The sequence below is a fragment of the Vicinamibacterales bacterium genome, from assembly GCA_036496585.1.
GTDB lineage: Bacteria > Acidobacteriota > Vicinamibacteria > Vicinamibacterales > 2-12-FULL-66-21 > JAICSD01.
This window is the reverse complement of record DASXLB010000015.1, coordinates 22,266-40,924: the sequence shown is the minus strand read 5'-3', so window position 1 is coordinate 40,924 and position 18,659 is coordinate 22,266. Positions and strand designations below refer to the sequence as shown.

General features: G+C 67.6%; 20 protein-coding genes. 13 read left to right on the top strand and 7 right to left on the bottom strand.

Annotation, left to right across the window (positions count from 1 at the left end):
- Positions 1–93 precede the first annotated feature (93 nt).
- The gene (locus VGI12_04550) at positions 94–477 is read right to left on the bottom strand and encodes an RNA-binding protein (GenBank protein ID HEY2431924.1); all 384 of its coding nucleotides are present in this window, start codon (positions 475–477) and stop codon (positions 94–96) included.
- 124 nt (positions 478–601) lie between these two features.
- Here VGI12_04550 and VGI12_04545 point away from each other — a divergent pair, with 124 nt between their 5' ends.
- Both VGI12_04545 and VGI12_04540 read left to right on the top strand, forming a co-directional pair.
- Complete coding sequence (locus VGI12_04545; protein ID HEY2431923.1) at positions 602–1,456, top strand: SCO family protein; 855 nt, start codon at positions 602–604, stop codon at positions 1,454–1,456.
- The gene (locus VGI12_04540) at positions 1,431–2,123 is read left to right on the top strand and encodes a hypothetical protein (GenBank protein HEY2431922.1); all 693 of its coding nucleotides are present in this window, start codon (positions 1,431–1,433) and stop codon (positions 2,121–2,123) included. Before VGI12_04545 ends, VGI12_04540 begins: the two co-directional genes overlap by 26 nt.
- A gap of 70 nt (positions 2,124–2,193) precedes the next feature.
- On the opposite strand, the gene VGI12_04535 is transcribed toward VGI12_04540, so the two are convergent.
- Both VGI12_04535 and VGI12_04530 read right to left on the bottom strand, forming a co-directional pair.
- On the bottom strand, positions 2,194–2,496 hold the full coding sequence (locus VGI12_04535) for a hypothetical protein (protein ID HEY2431921.1): 303 nt from the start codon (positions 2,494–2,496) through the stop codon (positions 2,194–2,196).
- A gap of 3 nt (positions 2,497–2,499) precedes the next feature.
- Entirely contained in the window at positions 2,500–2,883 is a 384-nt protein-coding gene (locus VGI12_04530) for a hypothetical protein (protein ID HEY2431920.1), read from the bottom strand.
- A gap of 184 nt (positions 2,884–3,067) precedes the next feature.
- On the opposite strand from VGI12_04530, the gene VGI12_04525 reads away from it, so the two are divergent.
- The 4 genes from VGI12_04525 to VGI12_04510 all read left to right on the top strand — a co-directional run bounded on the left by VGI12_04525 (position 3,068) and on the right by VGI12_04510 (position 7,027).
- Positions 3,068–4,726, top strand: a complete 1,659-nt coding sequence (locus VGI12_04525; protein HEY2431919.1) for a carboxypeptidase-like regulatory domain-containing protein — start codon at positions 3,068–3,070, stop codon at positions 4,724–4,726.
- Positions 4,726–5,982: a phospholipase D-like domain-containing protein gene (locus tag VGI12_04520; protein HEY2431918.1), complete on the top strand. Its 1,257-nt coding sequence runs from the start codon at positions 4,726–4,728 to the stop codon at positions 5,980–5,982. The genes VGI12_04525 and VGI12_04520 overlap by 1 nt, the downstream gene beginning before the upstream one ends.
- A 28-nt stretch (positions 5,983–6,010) precedes the next feature.
- On the top strand, positions 6,011–6,721 hold the full coding sequence (locus VGI12_04515; protein HEY2431917.1) for an endonuclease/exonuclease/phosphatase family protein: 711 nt from the start codon (positions 6,011–6,013) through the stop codon (positions 6,719–6,721).
- Positions 6,722–6,802: 81 nt separating this feature from the next.
- The gene (locus tag VGI12_04510) at positions 6,803–7,027 is read left to right on the top strand and encodes a hypothetical protein (protein HEY2431916.1); all 225 of its coding nucleotides are present in this window, start codon (positions 6,803–6,805) and stop codon (positions 7,025–7,027) included.
- A gap of 80 nt (positions 7,028–7,107) precedes the next feature.
- Here the strand turns inward: VGI12_04510 and VGI12_04505 are convergent, their stop codons facing one another.
- The 3 genes from VGI12_04505 to VGI12_04495 are packed head-to-tail and all read right to left on the bottom strand — an operon-like array spanning position 7,108 to position 9,062.
- Complete coding sequence (locus tag VGI12_04505) at positions 7,108–7,680, bottom strand: TlpA disulfide reductase family protein (protein HEY2431915.1); 573 nt, start codon at positions 7,678–7,680, stop codon at positions 7,108–7,110.
- Positions 7,681–7,690: 10 nt separating this feature from the next.
- Complete coding sequence (locus tag VGI12_04500) at positions 7,691–8,488, bottom strand: zf-HC2 domain-containing protein (protein ID HEY2431914.1); 798 nt, start codon at positions 8,486–8,488, stop codon at positions 7,691–7,693.
- Positions 8,481–9,062, bottom strand: a complete 582-nt coding sequence (locus tag VGI12_04495) for a sigma-70 family RNA polymerase sigma factor (GenBank protein ID HEY2431913.1) — start codon at positions 9,060–9,062, stop codon at positions 8,481–8,483. The genes VGI12_04500 and VGI12_04495 overlap by 8 nt, the downstream gene beginning before the upstream one ends.
- Before the next feature lie 260 nt (positions 9,063–9,322).
- On the opposite strand from VGI12_04495, the gene VGI12_04490 reads away from it, so the two are divergent.
- The 3 genes from VGI12_04490 to VGI12_04480 all read left to right on the top strand — a co-directional run bounded on the left by VGI12_04490 (position 9,323) and on the right by VGI12_04480 (position 13,228).
- Entirely contained in the window at positions 9,323–12,436 is a 3,114-nt protein-coding gene (locus VGI12_04490) for a hypothetical protein (protein ID HEY2431912.1), read from the top strand.
- A gap of 67 nt (positions 12,437–12,503) precedes the next feature.
- Entirely contained in the window at positions 12,504–12,722 is a 219-nt protein-coding gene (locus tag VGI12_04485) for a zf-HC2 domain-containing protein (GenBank protein ID HEY2431911.1), read from the top strand.
- Positions 12,707–13,228 carry an acyl-CoA thioesterase gene (locus tag VGI12_04480; protein HEY2431910.1) on the top strand — a complete coding sequence of 174 codons (522 nt, stop codon included), beginning with the start codon at positions 12,707–12,709 and terminating at the stop codon, positions 13,226–13,228. The genes VGI12_04485 and VGI12_04480 overlap by 16 nt, the downstream gene beginning before the upstream one ends.
- A gap of 34 nt (positions 13,229–13,262) precedes the next feature.
- On the opposite strand, the gene VGI12_04475 is transcribed toward VGI12_04480, so the two are convergent.
- On the bottom strand, positions 13,263–13,523 hold the full coding sequence (locus VGI12_04475; GenBank protein ID HEY2431909.1) for a ferredoxin family protein: 261 nt from the start codon (positions 13,521–13,523) through the stop codon (positions 13,263–13,265).
- Positions 13,524–13,543: 20 nt separating this feature from the next.
- On the opposite strand from VGI12_04475, the gene VGI12_04470 reads away from it, so the two are divergent.
- From VGI12_04470 to VGI12_04455, 4 genes are read left to right on the top strand one after another with little or no spacing between them, the layout of a single operon-like run.
- Positions 13,544–14,743 (top strand): hypothetical protein, encoded by a 1,200-nt coding sequence (locus VGI12_04470; protein ID HEY2431908.1) that lies wholly within the window; start codon positions 13,544–13,546, stop codon positions 14,741–14,743.
- Complete coding sequence (locus VGI12_04465; protein ID HEY2431907.1) at positions 14,744–15,466, top strand: carboxypeptidase regulatory-like domain-containing protein; 723 nt, start codon at positions 14,744–14,746, stop codon at positions 15,464–15,466. It begins immediately after the preceding gene.
- Complete coding sequence (locus VGI12_04460) at positions 15,463–17,214, top strand: ATP-binding protein (GenBank protein HEY2431906.1); 1,752 nt, start codon at positions 15,463–15,465, stop codon at positions 17,212–17,214. Before VGI12_04465 ends, VGI12_04460 begins: the two co-directional genes overlap by 4 nt.
- On the top strand, positions 17,211–18,578 hold the full coding sequence (locus VGI12_04455; protein HEY2431905.1) for a sigma-54 dependent transcriptional regulator: 1,368 nt from the start codon (positions 17,211–17,213) through the stop codon (positions 18,576–18,578). Before VGI12_04460 ends, VGI12_04455 begins: the two co-directional genes overlap by 4 nt.
- Positions 18,579–18,659 lie beyond the last annotated feature (81 nt).

The following is an 18,659-nucleotide window of genomic DNA, read 5'->3' as shown; positions in this document are numbered from 1 at the left end:
ATAGAAATACACGGTGGAAAGGCCGGCCGGTCCGGCCTTTCGTCGGTCGTAAGCGGCTATTCGTCGTTTGACCTGAGTTGCCGCCGGTCCGCGCTACCAGCGCGGCTCCCGCTTGCCGCCACCGCCACCGCCGCCGTAGTCGCCGCCACCGCCCCGATAGGCACCACCGCCGCCGCGACCGCCGCCGGGGCCGCGTCCGCCGCCGCCACCGAACCCACCGCCGCCTTCAGGCTTGGGCCGGGCTTCATTGACGACGAGAGCCCGCCCGTCCATCTGGTACTCGTGAAACTGGCTGATCGACTTCTCCGCGTCCTCGTCAGTGGCCATCTCGACGAACGCGAACCCGCGCGCGCGCCCGGTAGCCATGTCGCGCATGACGCGGACGTTGTCGACCTTGCCGGCGCGTCCGAAGAGCTCCGTAAGCTGATCCTCGGTCGCGGAATAGGGGAGGTTGCCGACGTAGAGTCTCCTGCCCATGCTGTCACCCTGCTCCTGCTGTGCGCGCGGTCTTCTGATCATGGCAGTACACGCCGCCGCGCTGCGGCGAGTCGCCTCAGTCGGTCCGTAGCAGGATACGTGCCGAGCGCGGTACAGTGAGGGCATGCGCCTGCCAGCTCTGCTGCTCGTTCCGCTGCTGCTCGTCGGCTGTGCCAGAGACCAGGCGCGACTCTATCCGCTGAAGGGACAGATCCTGGCCATCCGGCCGTCTCCGTCGTTCCCCGGACGGATCGAGCTGACAGTTCGTCACGACGACATCCCTGGGTTCATGCCGGCCATGACCATGGGGTACTTTCTCAAGGAAGACACCAAGGCCGACGTCGTCGCCGGAGATCTGTTCACGGCGACGCTGGTCGTGAACGGCGGCGGCCTCTATGTGCAGGACGTCCACAAGACGGGACATGCGGACCTCCTGAGCGAGGCGCATCCTATCCGCATCATGGACGTGATGGCGCCGGGGGACACGGTGCCGGACGACCTGCTCGTCGACCAGACGGGAGTGGCGCGGCGCCTGTCGGACTGGCGCGGACGCGTTCTCGCCGTCGCGTTCGTGTACACGCGATGTCCGGTACCGGACTTCTGTCCGCTGATGGATCGCCACTTCGGCGAGCTGCAGCGTGCCGTGCTCGCCGACGCCGCTCTGCGCGATCGCGTCCACCTCGTGTCGGTGACCTTCGACCCGGTCCACGACACACCGTCGGCCATCACGGCGCACGCGGCGGAGCGCGGCGCGGATCCGCGCATCTGGAGCTATCTGACCGGAACACCGGCGACCATCGAACATCTCACGTCCCGCTTCGGCGTCTCGGCGATCGAGGAGCACGACGCACCGGCGTCGATCACGCACAACCTGCGAACCGCGATCGTCGATCCGAAAGGGCGGCTGGTGACGATCTACAACGGCAACGAGTGGACCGTCGAGGGTCTCCTGCATGACATCCGCGCGCAGGTTCGTTGAGGCGCCGCCGCTGGCCGCGTTCACGGCCGTCGAGCGGCGGATCATCCGACGCTGCCGGACGCCCGAGGCCGTGCAGGCGTTTCTCAACCGGCTCCCGTACAACAACGAGCCGCCGCCCGGCGGCGCCACGCTCCGCAGCTTCCGCGGTGTGGTCGGCCACGGCAGTGCCCACTGTCTCGAGGCGGCGCTCTCGGCCGCGGTGATCCTCGAGCAGCACGGCTATCCACCGCTCGTCATGAGCTTCGAGTCGATCGACGAACTCGATCACGTCCTCTTCGTGTATCGCGGCCGCGGCCGCTGGGGATCGATCGGCCGCTCGCGGGATCCGGGGCTGCACGGACGTCGCCCGGTCTTTGCCACGCCGCGCGCCCTTGCGTTGAGCTACGTCGATCCGTACGTCGACTACAGCGGCCGGATCACCGGCTATACCGTCGTCGATCTGCGCGAGCTGCTGCCCGACTACGACTGGCGGCTCTCGGACAAATTCGTGTGGAAGGCCGAGCGCGTGCTGCTCGATGCGCCGCACCGCGCCATCGCGTCATCCGACGCGCGATACCAGGCGCTGCGGCGCCGCTACGCAAAGTTCCGCCATGAGAACGCGGATCGGAAGCCGCTCTACTACCGGCGTCGTGATCGCTGGACGCCAATTCCCAGGGGAAACTGGTGAAGATGTGGAAATGTGAAAGTGTGGAAATGTGGAAATGTACATCTCCACATTCCCACATTTCCACATCCCGCTAGTCCAGGTCGAAATCGCGTGTCGGCTTGGTGACGGGTTCGTCGCGCGCCTGGCGGAGTGCTTCCTCGAAGCGCTTCGAGAGCGCGTCGTCCCGGTTCTTCTCGGCCGTGAACGACTGCTGGAAGAGCGCTTCGCGGCGCGCGGCCTGCTCGGCGAGAATCCGCTGCGCGTCGTCGAGTTCGGGACGCGGTCCGGACGGAGGATCGCTGTGGCGGATGACCCGCTGCAGGTTGGCGTCCACCACGAGCGACGCGGAACAGCACGGACAGACGATTTCGAACTCGGATGTGAGTTTTGCCACGATTCACCTCCCCTGGCCGTCGTCGACGAGCGGCCTCCCCGTATTCCCGTCCCAGTCGAGCGCGACCGGCGTCCCCGATGCCTCAGTCGCGCGGATCTCGACCCGAGACACTTTCTCGCGGGCCGGATTGAACCGCTGCCCGAACCCGGTCACGAACCCGCTGAGCGGCGCCTCGAGCCGTCCACCGGGCGCCACTCGTGGGGCCACACCCTTGTAATAGCCGTTGACCACGACCGACACGTCGCGCCACTCGAGCCGCGACTGGTTCTCGACGACGAGCCACGCCCCCCGCAACCGAATCGGAGGCGCTTCCTCGCGCCCGCACCCGCCCACGACCACCAACACAAGCAGCGCGCACAACACCCTTCGCAGCAGCACCTTTAGCACCCAGCGCCCTTCGCACCCAGCACCTTTAGCGCCAGCACCCTTCGCACCAGCACCCTTCGCACCAGCACCCTTCGCACCAGCACCCTTCGCACCCAGCACCCTTCGCACCCAGCACCCTTAGCACCAGCACCCTTCGCACCCCTTGGCACCTTGGCACCTTTGGCACCCCGGTTATGATAGTGCGATGACGCTCGTGCTCGCCGCGGTCGCGGTCGCGCACCTCGCCGCCGCCTCCCCCTCTCCCGCGCCGCCGCAACAGGCGATGGTGGGCCGCACGGCGCGGATCAGCGGAACCGTGACGAGTGCGGCGGACGACGCGCCGCTGGCGCGGGCGCGAGTGGTGGCCGTGTCGCCCGCCCTGCCGGAACCTCGCGTCGCCATCACGGGAAGCGATGGGAAGTACACGCTCGCCGATCTTCCACCGGGAGGGTACACCGTCACCGCGACGCGCACGGGATATGCGCCGCTGACCTACGGCCAGGCGCGCGCCGCGATCGGTACGCCGGTCAATGTCAGCACCGGGCAGCAGGTCACCGCCATCGACCTGCCCCTCGTCGCCGGCGGCGTGATCGCCGGGCGCATATTCGACGAGGATGGCGCCGCGTTTGCGGGGGCGATCGTCGATGCCCTCGTCACCCGCTATCAGGACGGTCGCGAGATGCTCTTCTCGGTGGCAAGCGCGCAGACTGACGACCGCGGCGAGTTCCGCCTGTTCGGTCTCACGCCCGGCGCGTACTATGTGAGCGCCGGCGACCCGGCGTTCGCCAACCTCAGTACGCCGACCGGCGTGCAGCACTACTCCTCGACCTACTACCCGGGTACGAGCGAAGCGGATCGGGCGCGCACGGTGATCGTCGCCGCCGCCACTCCGCAGCGAATCGAATTCAAGCTGCAGCTCGTTCCGCCGGCGCGGGTCGCCGGGCGGCTGACCTCATATGATGCGCGCCCGTTCGCGAACGGCGCGATGGTCCTGACCTCGATCGAGGGGGAAGGCGTTCCGTTCGTGGCTCCCGACGCGCCGGAGCTCTGGCCCGATGGGCGTTTCGCGTTCAGCGGCGTCGCGCCGGGCCACTATCTGATCCGCGCGCGCGCGCAGACGGACGCGCGCTCGCCGGCCCTCTTCGCGCTCTACTCCATCGAGGTCGCCGGCGATGACATCGACGGCATCCGACTGACGCTGCGGCCGGGCGGGACGCTCGACGGAGCGGTCACGGTCGAATCCTCGAGCGGCGCGAAGCCCGATCTCGCGGCGCTCAGGGTCCGCGCGCCGCTGGTCGACGGCAGCGCGTTCGGCGACTCGCTGACGGGGGCAGTGCAGACGAACGGCTCGTTCGCGCTGCGCGGCGTCATGAAGGGCGACCACCAGATCGTCGTCGACGGCCTCGCGGAGCCGTGGGTGCTGAAGAGCGTGTTCTCGCGCGGCACCGACATCACCGACCTGCGGCTGGCGGTGAACGACCGCGATCAGATCCGCGACGTGCGCATCGTCATCACCGATCGCGCGTCCGAAGTGGGCGGCCTGGTGGAAACGGCGCGCAAGCGGCCGGTGGCCAATACCGGCGTGCTGATCTGCTCGAGCGAGCCCGGATACCGGCTGCGCACCAGCCGGCGCCTGCGGCTTACCTTCACCGATCAGAACGGCCGCTGGCATGTCGCCGGTCTGCCGCCAGGCGAATACTTCGCGGTCGCCTCGCCGGCTGTCGACGAGAGCGATCTCGGCCGGCCGCAGCGGCTGTCGGCGCTGCAGGCGGTCGGCACGGCGTTCCGGGTGGACTCCGACAGTGCCCGCGCCACGCTGACGCTGCAGTTGGCCTCGATCGTCGCGGCGCCCTCGGCCCGCTGATGACCTGGCTCGCGGTGACCGGGGGCGTGTTCCTGGTCTGGCTCGCCCTAGTCGTCTTTTTCACCCCCGCCATCAACTATCACCTGTCGCAGCGCACGTCCGTCCATCACAAGGACTTCCTCTACACCATCCAGTCGACCTGCCAGGCGGCGCTGCATCACGGCAACCGGATCACCATCTATACCGACGGCCCGGCGTTCTACCCCGCGATGCTCGAGGCGATCCGCGGCGCCAAACGGGCGATCAACCTGGAGTGCTACATCTTCCGGCACGGGCGCGTCGCCGACCAGTTCATCGACGCGCTCAGCGAGCGCGCGCGCAACGGCGTCAACGTGACGATCGTCGTCGACGCGATCGGCAGTTTCTCGCTGTGGGGCCGACCGGTGGCGCGGCTGCGCGCCGCGGGCTGCCGCATCGTGTCCTACCAGGCGATGCGGTGGTATTCGATACACCGCATCAACAACCGCACTCACCGCGAGCTGCTGGTGGTCGACGGGACCACCGCGTTCGCGGGCGGCGCCGGCATCGCCGACTGGTGGATGCACCCGCAGCGGGGACGCCGCCGGCCGTGGCGCGACACGATGGCGCGGGTCGAGGGGCCGGTGGTCGCAGCCTTGCAGGGGGTTGCTGCGGAGAACTGGCTCGAATGCTGTGGCGAGATCCTCACCGGCCCCGACTACTTTCCCGACCTCAAGCCCTGCGGCGAGACGACGGCGTTCGTCATCAAGAGCTCGCCGTCCGATCGCGCGACCGCGTCGCGGGTGACCTTCCAGCTGCTGTTAGAAGGGGCCGACCACACCGTCCGGATCGGCACGCCGTACTTCCTGCCGGATCGCGCCCTGCGGCGCGGGCTCGTCAACATGGCGCAGCGCGGTGTCGCGATCACGGTGATCGTGCCGGGTGCGAAAACCGACCAGCAATGGGTGCGGCTGGCGAGCCGCCGCATGTGGGGGCAGCTGCTGTCTGCGGGGATCCGCATCTTCGAGTTCAACGGGGCGATGATGCACGCGAAGATCCTGCTGGTCGACGATCTCTGGGCGGTGCTCGGCACGACCAACATCGACAACCGGTCGTTCGAGCACAACGACGAAGACAACATCGCGTTGCGCGACGCGGCGGTGGCGGCGCGCCTGCTCGCCGATTACGAGCGCGATCTTCTCGTCAGCCAGCCGGTGACGCTCGAGCAGTGGCAGCGCCGGCCGCTGTGGGAGAAGATCGTGGGCCCGTTCGTGTGGATCCTGGAACGGCAACAATGAATCGGCACGCTGCCGGCCGCAGCCGTCCATGACCGAGGTCAGGATCGCCACCTACAACATCCACCGCGGCCGCGGCATGGACCGGCGCGTCGTGCCGGCGCGCATCGTCGACGTCCTGCGCGACATCGACGCCGACGTCGTTGCGCTGCAGGAGGTCATTGGCGCGGGGCCGGCGGCGGCCGGACAGGCCGAGGAGATCGGCGCCGGGCTCGCGATGGGCTGGGTGATGAACTGCGTGCGGACGCTGCGCCAGCATCAGTATGGCAACGTCGTCCTCAGCCGGTATCCCATCGTCCATCACAGCCACTGCGATCTGTCCTGGCGGACCTGCGAGCCGCGTCACTGTCAGCGTGCCGATCTCGACATCGGCGGCCACGTCCTGCACGTCTACAACGTCCACCTCGGCACGGCCGTGCTCGAGCGGCGCTACCAGGCCAAGCGTCTCGCCTCCTTCGTGCACGACCGGCGCGTCGCCGGACCCAAGATCCTGCTCGGCGACTTCAACGAGTGGATGAAGGGGCTGGCCACCAAGACGCTATCGTCGCTCTTCGAGAGCGTCGACATCTCGCAGTATCTGAAGCGGCGGCGCACCTATCCGGGGATTTTCCCGGTCGTCCACCTCGATCACATCTATTTCGACGGCGCCGTCGAAGTGACGAGCGTCGAGATGCCGCGTACCCGCAAGGCGCTGATCGCGTCCGACCACCTGCCGCTCGTCGCGAACCTGCGGATCGGATGAGCCGCCTCGGGGCGGCCGGCCAGGCTCCGGGCTCGTCGCTCCTCGCCACTGGCCGCTTGCGCTGTAGTACAATCGCGCGGAATGCTGAAGGGGTTCGAACACGCTCGTCTCGCCTGCGGCTGCCGGCTGTCTTTCCGTGACGGCGTCGAAGGCAGTCCGGTCACGGTCGTCGTCGAACAGAAGGCGCCCGGCTGCCCGCTCACGATCCACGTCACCGGTCTGCCGCTCTACGACTACCGCGAAGCGCTGCGTCCCCCGACGCGCGCGCTTCCGCCGCTCGAAGAAGAGTTCGAAGAAGAGAGTTAGACGGCGGCGGCGCCGTCAGCTCCCAACCCCAACGTCCAACTCCCAGTCGACTACTGTGGCGTTTGGAAATTGAGCCGACCCTACAGAGGTAGAGAGAGGAGCGGCTTGATCTCCGCCTCGAACTGGTCGTGCGTCGCCGGACCGATGTGTTTCGTGCAGATCGTGCCGTCGCGCCCGACGATGAACGACGTCGGGTAGCCGTAGAACGGTCCCCACGCGTCCTCCACTTCCGGCCGCATCTGCACCACCGGATAGTTCATGCGGTACTCGTGCATGAACGCCTGCAGTTGCTCAGGGCTGTCGTCAATCGAGACGCCGACGACCACGAGGCCCTTGTCCTTGTACTGCGAGTAGAGCTTCACCATGTCGGGAATCTCCATCTTGCAGGGGCCGCACCAGGTGGCCCAGAAGTTCACGAGGACCACCTTGCCCTTGTACTCGGCGAGCTTCACCGGCAGGTTGTTCTGATCCTTCAGCACGAAGTCGAAGGTCGCCCGGCCGGTGGCGTCGCAGGACGAGCCGGCCTTGCCCGGCGTCGGGCCGCCGGCGGCAGTTTTCAGCGATTCCCCGGTACGCGGCGCGCGCAGCAGCGGCAGGACGAGCAGGGCGAGGGCGAGCGTCGCCGCGCCCGCGATAATCCATCGTGGCTTCATGGTTCCAGTCTCATCGGACGCGCCCCTTCATGTAGTCGACAATCGGCGTCAGATCGCGGGCGCGGTCGCCCGAGACGACGGCGTAGGTGCGGTGATTGGCGCGCCAGATGATCTCCTGCGCGCCCATGCGGTGGGCGGTCTCATCGTGTCCGGCGTCGGCCTGCAGCACGTACACCGACAGCGGTTCGCCGCCCCAGGTGTACATGAGGTGAGCGACGCGGCCGTCGCTCGAGAGACAGAGGCGGACGCCGATCAGCTTCAACGCCTGCGACGGCGCCGTTTGCGGCACGGCAATCGGCCAGCCCTCGCCTTGCTGCCACGCGCGCTCTGACGCCTGGGCGTCCGCCTCGCCCGCCGTTCCATTCACCTTGAAACACTTCACGTGATCCACCGCGAGACTCGCCGCCAGCGCCTGCACGCGGTCGTTGAGGCCGAAGGCGATGACCCCGGCGACCGCCAGCACCAGCGTCGCTGCCAGCGACAGCGGCGCCCAGCGGCGGAGGGCGGAGGGCGAGGTGCGAACGATGGTGGAAGCGGGACGGAGGTCGGCGGACTCAGGACGGGGAGCCGAGACCGACAGCCCGCCGCAGCGCGCCCGCAGTCCCTCTGGCGCGTGCGCCGAGAGTGCCTCGCGGCGGCGGTGCAGCATCTCGCGCGCGGCGACTTCGTCGCGAACCAGCCGCTCGCACCCCGGACAGGTGCGCAGGTGGTCCTCGACGGCGCGTCGCGCCGGCGCCGTGTCCTCGCCGTCGATGTAAGGCGCCAGCCGTGGCTCGAGGTCGCTGCAGGTTCCGATGTCGTCAGCCATGTTTCCTAGCCATCTCGAGCTCCTGCGTCCGAACGCGTCGCGCCTGCATCGCTCCGAACAACGCCCGGCGGCCGCGCGAAATCCGCGACATCACCGTCCCGATCGGCACGTCGAGCACCTTCGCCATCTCGGCGTAGCTCAGGTCCTCCACGTCCCGCAGCCAGACGGCGGCGCGGAACGCGTCGGGCAGCGAATCGAGCGCCGCCTGGAGATCGGCGTCGAGGGTGGCCCGCATGAGGATCTGCTCCGGCGATTGCGCTGCCCCGTCCTCATCTGCCGCCCGCTCCACCGCTTCGCTGTCTACATCCACGGGATTACGCCCGTCGTGCCGTCTCGAATTACGAAAGGTGTTGTGAAGGATCGTAAAGAGCCAAGCCTTCAGGTTCGTGCCCGTCTGGAACTGGTGCGCGGACCGAAACGCCTTCAGATACGTGTCCTGCACGAGATCTTCCGCATCGGCGGCCCGCCGGGTCAGCCGCAAGGCCGTCCCATAGAGGCTGTCGATGTGCGAGAGCGCGGCCTCCGCGAACGCGCGGTCGTCGCTGCCGGTCTGGATCGGGTGGCGGAATGCCATGCGAAGGCCGCAGCGCGCGTCTTCTGGATAGAACACCGGCGCGGGGCGGGTTTATTCCAGCATTGTATAGCGGGGAGGACACCGCGCGTTGCCGCCCGGGGACAGACCGGCCTGCCCGAACGCCGGACTTGCGGGCTATTGCGAGGCCGCCGGCAGGCACATGGCTTGCTGCGCGCAACGGGAGCCGGTTCTGCCGGGGATCCGGTGCGTTGCGGCAAACGTCCTAGTCACAGTAACATCGGCAGTATCGAGGTGGCATCATGAGGAGAGGCCTGGCCCTCTTTACGTTCGTCTTTGCGGCCAGCGTCGTCGCCACGAGCGCGCAGACGCCGTTCGTGCCGTATTTCAACAAGAACCGGATCCACTACAACCACTTCGACTGGCAGATCTACACGACCGATCACTTCGAGATTTATTACTACCCGGAAATCGAGAAGCACATCGAGCGGGTCGCCAGCTACGCCGAGAGCGCCTACCAGCAGGTCAGCGCCGACCTCAAGCACGATCTGGCTTTCAAGGTGCCGCTCATCCTCTACAAGACGGAGAGCGAGTTCCAGCAGCAGAACGTCGATCCGACGGAGATGCCCGAAGGGGTGCTCGCCTTCGCCGAGCCCTACCGCGATCGCATGGTGCTGCCCATCGATCAGCCGTCGGATGAGCTCTACCACCTCATTACCCACGAGCTGACGCACATCTTCGAGTTCGACATCATCCCCCGCACGCTGCTGCGGCGCGGGCTGCCGTTATGGGTCGACGAGGGTCTCTCCGACTACATGACCGGCTACTGGGATCCGTTCGACCTGATGTCGGTGCGCGATGCCGCGATCAACGACATCATTCCGCCGATGAGCGACTTCGAGGGGGTGCAGTTCGCCGACGGGCGCCTCCCCTACAACCTCGGACACGCGGCCTTCGAGTTCATCGAAGCGAAATGGGGGAAAGAAGGGCTGCGGCAGTTCCTGTTCGCGCTGCGCAAGAGCGTGATCGGCGGCGGCGACAGCGCCTATGAGGAAGCGTTCAAGCTGAAGCCCGACGAGTTCGACGAAGCGTTCGACAAGTACATGAAGGATCGCTTCAAGCCGTTCCGCGACAAGGAACGGCCGCAGGACTACGGGAAGGATCTCGCGCCCAAACGCGGCAAGAGCGACTTCGTCTCGGTGATCTCGATCGAGCCGTCCCCCTCCGGCGACCTGGTCGCGGTGGCGGCCGGCAACCGCAAGGACCAGGAGCTCGACATCATCCTGCTCTCCACCAAGGACGGCAAGGTCATTCGCAATCTGACCAGCGGCTTCAATACCGGCTTCGGCTTCGAGTACATCTCGAGCCCGGGCGGCTTCCGCGGCAACGCGGTGTCCTGGATGTCGTGGTCGCCGGTCGGCGACCGCATCGCCTACTTCACGCGGCACGAGAAGCAGAAGGAGCTGATCCTCCAGAACGTGCTCACCAAGAAGATCGAAAAGCGCTTCGATCTGAAGTCGGTCGATCTGGCCGAATCCCCGGCGATCAGCCCCGACGGCAAGCTCGCCGCCTTCGCCGGCCTGCGCGACGCCGTCGGCGACATCTTCACGATCGACCTCGAGACCGGCGAGATCAAGAACCTCACCGACGATCCGTTCGGCGACTACGGGCCGGCCTGGGCGCCCAACGGCAAGTCGATCGTCTACATCGCGCGGGTCAGCGGCGACAACAAACTGTTTCGTCTCGATCTCGCCTCGGGCAAGAAGACGCAGCTCACCTTCGGCACGCACGACGACGGCGCCGCGCGGTTCCTCGATCCGGACACGATCGTGTTCCCGTCGACGGCGCTCGACCCGAACCAGCCGATCAGCCCCGACGTCGCCAAGAACGGCAACATCTACAACGTCTGGACGCTCAATCTCAAGACGAACGAGCTGCGGCAGTACACCGACGCGCTCGGCGGCAACGTCTCCGAGGTGCCGCTGACCGGCGAGGACAAGCAGCAGCGCATCGCCTTCGTCACCTACAACAAGGGCGAATACGGCATCCATGCCATCCCGTCCAACAAAGAGCCGCTGCACACGGTCGCCAGCGCGGACTTCGGATCGCCCGGGCCGATCATCGACTTCCAGCCGCCGCTCAGCCACACCTTCGTCAAGGCGAACTCGCGGTCGAAGGGCCGGTTCGAGAAGCTGTTCCTCGAGGGGCGGCCGCCGGTCAACGTCGGCGTGACCAGCAGCGGCGACTTCTTCGGCGGCACGCAGGTGACGTTCACCGACGTGCTGGGCGATCAGCAGTTCAACATCTTCGCCGAGTCGATCTCGCAATACCGCTCGATGTCGGTGGGCTATCTGAACCTGTCGCGCCGCCTGCAGTACGCGCTGCAGGGCTTCTCGCTGACCCAGTTCTACTACGCGAACGATCCCGGCACCTACTACGCCGCGCAGTACGGCTTCCTCAGCCACAGCGACTCCATCTCGACGCAGAGCGAGAAGGGCGGCACCGCCTTCGGCATCTACCCGCTGAACCGCTACGCCCGCCTCGAGCTGACCGCCGGGCTGATGAACTTCAGCCAGTCCTACGACAACCCCGACCTGCAGTCGGCGGCCGACTCCTACCAGCAGCAGGTCTACGGGCAGAGCCTGTTCGCCAACGGCAACCTGATGCCGCTCGGCGCCGCCTACGTGCGCGAGACCACGGTGTTCCGCGAATACGGCCCGCTGTCGGGTAACACGGTTCGCGCCGGCGTCGAGTTCTCGCCGAAGCTGGGCAACAGCTTCATCGGACGCCAGACGCTCGATATCGACGCGCGCAAGTACATCCGCCTCGCCAGCAACGGCGTGCTCGCGTTCCGCTTCCGCGGCCTGCGCAGCTGGGGCGACTATCCGTCATACCTCTATTTCGGCGGCAATTCCGAGCTGCGAGGCTATGACTATCTGCAGTTCCTCGGCAGTCGCGCGTTCTTCGGCAACGCCGAGCTGCGCTTCCCGGTGATCGAAGCCGCGCTGACGCCGTTCGGCGTGGTCGGCGGCCTGCGCGCGGTCGGGTTCGTCAACTTCGGCGGCCAGCAGGTCTCCAACGTGCCGTTCAACGTCACCCGCCACGATCCCCAGACGGTCGTCCCGGTGACCGGCTACACGTCGGACTTCTTCACCGGCGCCGTCACACCCGTTTACGGCACTCCCTACACCATCGACGGCCTGCGCCTGGTCGACAGCGAGGCCTCCTACGGCATCGGCCTCGAAACCTTCGCGCTCGGCTTTCCGATCCACTTCGACTGGGCCTGGCGCACGCTCCTCAACAAGCCGTGGGAGGACTACGTCTATTCCTACCAGGCGTCGCTCGACGGCTTCAGCAGCGGCAGCGCCTGGTTGCGCCATCCGAAGTTCTCGGTCTGGATCGGGTACGACTTCTGATCTGAACACCCGAAGGACGCGAAGGAAACGAAGGACACGAAGGAACATGGGTTGCGGCTGCAGTTCGGTGGTCAAACTACTCGCTGACTACCTCGAACGGCAGCTGCGGCCCGACCTTCGCTCCGAGCTCGAAGCCCATCTCGCCCGCTGTCCGCGCTGCGTGGCGCAGCTCCACACCTACGAGTCGACGGTCGCGCTGCTGCGATCGCTCTGCGACGACGACCTGCCGCCCGATCTGCGGCTCACGGTGCGGTCGTTTCTCGACGCGAAATGTCAGAACAATTGACGCCGAAGCGGGCCGGCGAGTCCGCGACGCAGATGGTGCAGGTGGTGCTGCCGAACGACGCCAACCCGCTTGGCTTCATTCTCGGCGGCACGGTGATGCATCTCATCGACATCGCCGGCGCCATCGCCTGCCACCGCCACACGCGCACCCTGCTGGTGACGGCCGCGGTCGACGGGCTTCAGTTCCTCCATCCGATCAAAGTGGGGGATCTGATCATCCTCGAGTCGCGGGTGACCGCGGCGTGGAGCACGTCGCTCGAAGTGGAGGTGGAGGTGTTCTCCGAGGCCATCACCACCGGGGTGCGGCGGATGACGAGCCGGGCCTACCTGACGTTCGTCTCGATCGACACGGAGGGACGCCGGGTGCCAATTCCGCCGCTCCTGCTCGAGACCGACACGGAACGCCAGAAGGCTCGGCAAGCGGAGCAACGCCGCGCCGAGCGGCTGCGGGCCCGCCACGAGCTGAGCCGCCCGGAGCCGCCGACCGCAGCGAAGACGGACGGGTGAACCCGCGCGCCGCGTGTCGCGGCCGCCCGCGGGGCTACGACTGGAAGAACTCGGTGTTCTTGGGGATGAACGCCTTCCACTTGTCGGGTGTCTCGTCGAGCGCGAAGATCGCTTCGACCGGGCAGGCCGGCACGCACGCGCCGCAATCGATGCACTCGTCGGGGTGGATGTACAGCTGCTCGGCGGTCGCGAACGTGGGTTCGTCCTTGCGCGGGTGGATACAATCCACCGGGCACACGTCGACGCACGCGGTATCCTTCGTGCCGATGCACGGCTCGCAGATGATGTAGGCCACGTTTTAACTATATAACACTCATGTTTGGCGTGCGATGGCTTGCCCTCTGTCTCCTGATGCAGGCGCTGCCCGCCGGTCCGATTGAAACCGCCCGCGGCACGGTGACCATCGCCGGGGAGGTGACGGCCACCGTCGGCAGTCCGGACCACGAGGCCTATTTCAATTACACCGACTACGAGCACAATGCCCTGCGCATGTTCCGGCTGGCGCTCTCAGGGATGTGGCGCCCGTCCTCGCGGTTCGCCTTCCTCACCGAAATCCGCTCGGAGGACCTCGACTACCTGGCCGCCTATGCGATGTACGCGCGGGTGCGCCCCTGGCTCAACCATCCGCTCGACATTCAGGCCGGCCGGATCCCGCCGGTGTTCGGCACGTTCGGGCGGCGGGCATATGGCAGCGACGACGCGCTCATCGGCGTGCCGCTCGCCTATCAGTACCTCACGTCGGTCCGTTCCGACGCCGTGCCCGCCTCGGCCGACGACCTGCTGCTCATGCGGGCCCGCGGCTGGCGGGCCAGCTACCCGGTTGGCGACCAGACACCGGCCCCGGGCGTGCCGATTGTGAGCACGTATCGCTGGGACACCGGCATCGAGGCCAACTATGCAGGCGGCCGGGTCGAGGCGGCGGTTGCCGTGACCGCGGGCACGCTCTCGAACCCGCGCGTCCGTGACGACAATCACGGCCGCCAGTGGTCGGGGCGCGCCGCATGGAAACCGGTGGTCGGTCTCGTGCTCGGCGCCTCGGGCTCTCGCGGCGCCTTTCTCGACCAGGCGATCGTCGACGCGTACGAACCCGCGCTCGGGCCACACGACTATACGCAGGAGGCTCTCGGTGTCGACGGCGAGTACTCGCGCGGCTACTGGATCGTCCGCGGCGAGGCCATCCACAGCCGCTGGTCGCTGCCGCAGATCAACAAGCCGTTCATCGACGCGCCGCTCGGCGCCACCGCCGCCTACCTCGAGATGCGCTACCGGGTCGGGCCGCGCGTGTTCCTCGGCGCGCGCGGCGATCGCCTGACGTTCTCGCGGATCACCGGGGAGCGGCTGTTCGGCGGCCAACCCACGCCGTGGGACGCGCCGGTGACGCGCGTCGAGGCGGGCGGCGGCGTCAACCTGCAGCGCAACCTGACGCTCCGCGCCATCGTCCAGCGCAACTGGCGCGACGGCGGCCGCGTCCAGGAGCGCACCTACGTCTCGGGACAGCTCGCCTACTGGTTCTAGATGCGCGCGCTTGCGGGTTCGGCCGCCATCGCCTTCTTCGCAGTCTCCGGTGTCCTGCCGCGGCCGGCGGCCAGCTTCGGGCTGCCGGCGTCCGTCTTGTCGCGCCTCGCGCCGCGCGCCTCGCCGCTCGCGGGAGCGATCGTCGGCCGCGTCGACGTCCGGGTGGCGCCGTCCGCCGACGTCCGCCCCGATCCGGCCGCCCTCGGCATGGGGAACACCCGCGACGCGCTCGATCGCCGTCGCAGCGTCGTCTATCTCGAGAGCGCGCCGCGCGCCGCGTTCGAGTCGGGCGATCGCCGGCACGCGCGCATGGACCAGCGCAACGAACGCTTCGTCCCGCACATCCTCGCCGTCACCACCGGCACCTCCGTCGACTTCCCCAACGACGACAAGACCTATCACAATGTCTTCTCGCTATCGAAGGCCAGGGAGTTCAACCTCGGACGCTACGCCGTCGGCCATTCCGAGTCGGTCCTCTTCGATCAACCGGGCATCGTCCGCGTCTTCTGCGAGATCCATTCGCACATGAGCGCGTTCATCCTGGTGTTCGCGCATCGCTACTTCGCGGTGACCGGCGACGACGGCCGCTATCAGATCGACGGCGTGCCGGCCGGCACCTATACGCTGATGGTGTGGAACGAGGCGATGCGCGGCGACGCGCCGAGGCGCGCGATCACGGTGGGCGACGCGGCCCGGGTCGACGCCGACTTCACAATCCGATGAACGTCTTCTCCTCACTCACCAACCGGATCTTTTTCGCGACGGCGACGCTCGCCGTCCTTCTGACCAGCGTCGCGATCTATATCGTCAACCGGGCGGTGACGGCGCAGGCGCAGAGCGAGCTGGCCCGCGGCCTCGACGAAGCGGCCGGGCTGGTCAACGAGTACCGCCGCATCCTGTTTGAGAGCCTCGTTCGCGACGCGCGCTTCATCGCCGACACGCCGCGCATCAAGGCGGCCGTCGACACTCACGACCCGGCCACGGTGCGTCCGATCGTGCAGGAGTACGCGCAGCAGTTCGTGAACGCCGATCTGTTCGCAATGGCCGACAACCAAGGGCAGGTGCTGGCGCGGGTCGGCGAGAGCGAAGCGCCGGACGCGGCGCTGAAGTCGGTTCTCCTCAGGGGCCGCACCACGACCACTGAAACGGAAGCGTTCTGGCCGGAGCCGCGCGGCATCCTGCTGGTCAAGGCGGTGCCGATCTGGATCGATCCCGTCCAGCCCGACGTCATGGGCACGCTGATCCTGGGCGCCCGCCTCGGCATCAAGGAGGCCGCCAATTTCAAGCAGCTGACCAACAGCGAGATCGCCTTCGGCCTGAACGGCGAGGTGCGGATCGCTACGCTGCCCGAGTCGACCTGGCCGGCGCTGGCGCCGCTGCTGGCCAAGCAGGGGACGACGGCGCAGGTGGTGCTGAACGGTGACGACTACCTGGGGTCCGCGGTTGCGCTTGGTCCCGCGGGATCGAGCGGCCAGCCGATGGCCATCGTGTTGCGCTCGCAGACCGAACGGCTGTTGTTCCTACGCCAGCTGCACACCGAACTGGCGCTGACGGCGTTCGTCGCCGTCCTCGCAGCCACCCTCCTCAGTTACGCGATCGCGCGCACCGTGACGCGCCCGGTCGGCGCCATCACCTCGACGATGCGCGAGATGGCGGCGAGCGGCGACCTGAGCCGCCGCATTCCGCCGCCGGACGGCCGCTGGCAGGACGAAGACGCGCGGCTGCTCGCCACGACCTTCAACGCGATGACCGACTCGATCGAGCGCTTCCAGCGCGAAGCGAATCAGCGCGAGCGGCTGTCGTCGCTGGGCCGGCTCTCGACCGTCATCGCCCACGAGATCCGCAACCCGCTGATGATCATCAAGACCTCGCTGCGCGCGCTGCGCCGCGACGAGGCCACCGCGGCGCAGGTCCAGGACGCCGCCAAGGACATCGACGAAGAGATCACCCGCCTGAACCGCATCGTCTCCGAGGTCCTCGACTTCGCCCGCCCGATCCGGTTCGAGCTCGACGCCGCCGACGCCGGCGCGCTGATCGAAGAGGCTGTCCGTGCCGCCGCCGCCACCTCCCCGCATGTGCAGGTGTCGGTGCACCTGGATCCGGCGATCGGTCCGGTGACGACCGACGCCGGCCGCCTGCGCCAGGCGCTGCTCAACATCATCGGCAACGCCACCCAGGCGGTCGAGGCGCACCCCCGCCACGACGGAGCCCCTATCCGGGTCCTGACCTCACGCCTCGACCGGCAGCGGTTCGAGATCGTCGTCTCGGACCGGGGGGCCGGAATCGCCCCGGAAGACCTCCCCCGCATCTTCGATCCCTTCTTCACCACCCGGCGCACCGGAACCGGCATCGGTCTTGCGATCTCGCGCAACATCATCGAAGGACTGGGGGGACGGATTAGCGTGGCGAGCACCCGCGATCGGGGCACGGACGTCCGCATCGAGCTCCCCCTCGATTCGCGACGCGCATGACCAGAGCCACCGGCACCATTCTGCTTGTCGACGACGAGGCCAAGATCCGCAATGCGCTGGCGCAGGCGCTGCGCGAGGAGGGGCACGAAGTCGTCGCGGTCGGCAGCCCCCACGAGGCGCAGCGGCTGCTCGCCCGCGGCACCTTCGACGTCCTGCTGCTCGACAACCTGATGCCCGAGCTGACCGGGCTGGACTTGATCCGCGAGCTGGTCGCCACGACCCCGGCCGAGGAGCGGCCGCAGATCCTGCTGATGACCGCGCACGCCACCGTCGAGAGCGCGATCGAGGCGATGAAGCTCGGCGCGCTCGATTACCTGCAGAAACCGTTCGAGATCGACGAGCTGCTGGTCGTCGTCAACCGCGCGCTCGATCACCAGCGGCTGCGCACCCAGCATGGCTACCTGCTCAAGGAGCGCGACGAGGAGTTCAACCAATACGGCATCGTCGGGCGAAGCCGGCGGGTCCAGGACGTAATCCGCACGGCCGAAATGGTGGCCAAGACGAAGAGCACCGTGCTCATCACCGGCGAGACCGGCACCGGCAAGGAAATGGTCGCCCGCGCGATCCACTTCCACAGCCCGCAGCGCGAGAACCCGCTGGTGAAGGTGAACTGCGCCGCCCTCCCCGAGAATCTCCTCGAATCGGAGCTGTTCGGCCACGTCCGCGGCGCCTTCACCGGCGCGCTCAACAACAAGAAGGGCAAGTTCGCGCTGGCCGACGGCGGCAGCATCTTCCTCGATGAGATCGGGACGATGGCCCTGCCGCTTCAGTCGAAGCTGCTGCGCGTGCTGCAGGAGCGGGAGTTCGAGCCGCTCGGATCGGAGCGCAGCCACAAGGTCGACGTCCGCGTCATCGCGGCGACCAACCGCGACCTGCGGCAGATGGTGTCTGCGGGACAGTTCCAGGAGGATCTCTACTACCGCCTGAACGTCATCCCGATCCACATGCCGCCGCTGCGCGAGCGGCGCGAGGACATCGCGCTGCTCGTCGAGCATTTCGTGCGCAAGCACGCGCAGCGGGCTGGCAAGCGCATCGACGGGCTCGAGCCCGGCGTGCTCGACGCGCTGCAGGCGGCCGACTGGCCTGGCAACGTGCGCGAACTGGAGAACACCATCGAGCGGGCGGTGGTGCTGTCACCGGGTTCGCGGATCGGACCCGAGGTGGTGCGGCTGCTCGGCGTGGCCGCGCCGCCTCCCGCGGGCCTGCCCTCGCAGCTCCTGCGCGCCAACCTCGATTGGGCTGAGCGCGAGACCGTGCGGCGGGCGCTCGACGCCTCCAACGGGGTCAAAAAAGACGCGGCCGAATCGATGGGGATCAGTCAGCGCGCCCTTAGCTACTACCTCGCCAAACACCGGATCGAGTAATTTACGTTTTTCGAAAATATTTTCGCCGCCGGTTAGTGAAGTCCCCTGTTATCCATGCTTTCCGCGGACCCGATGCCGGCA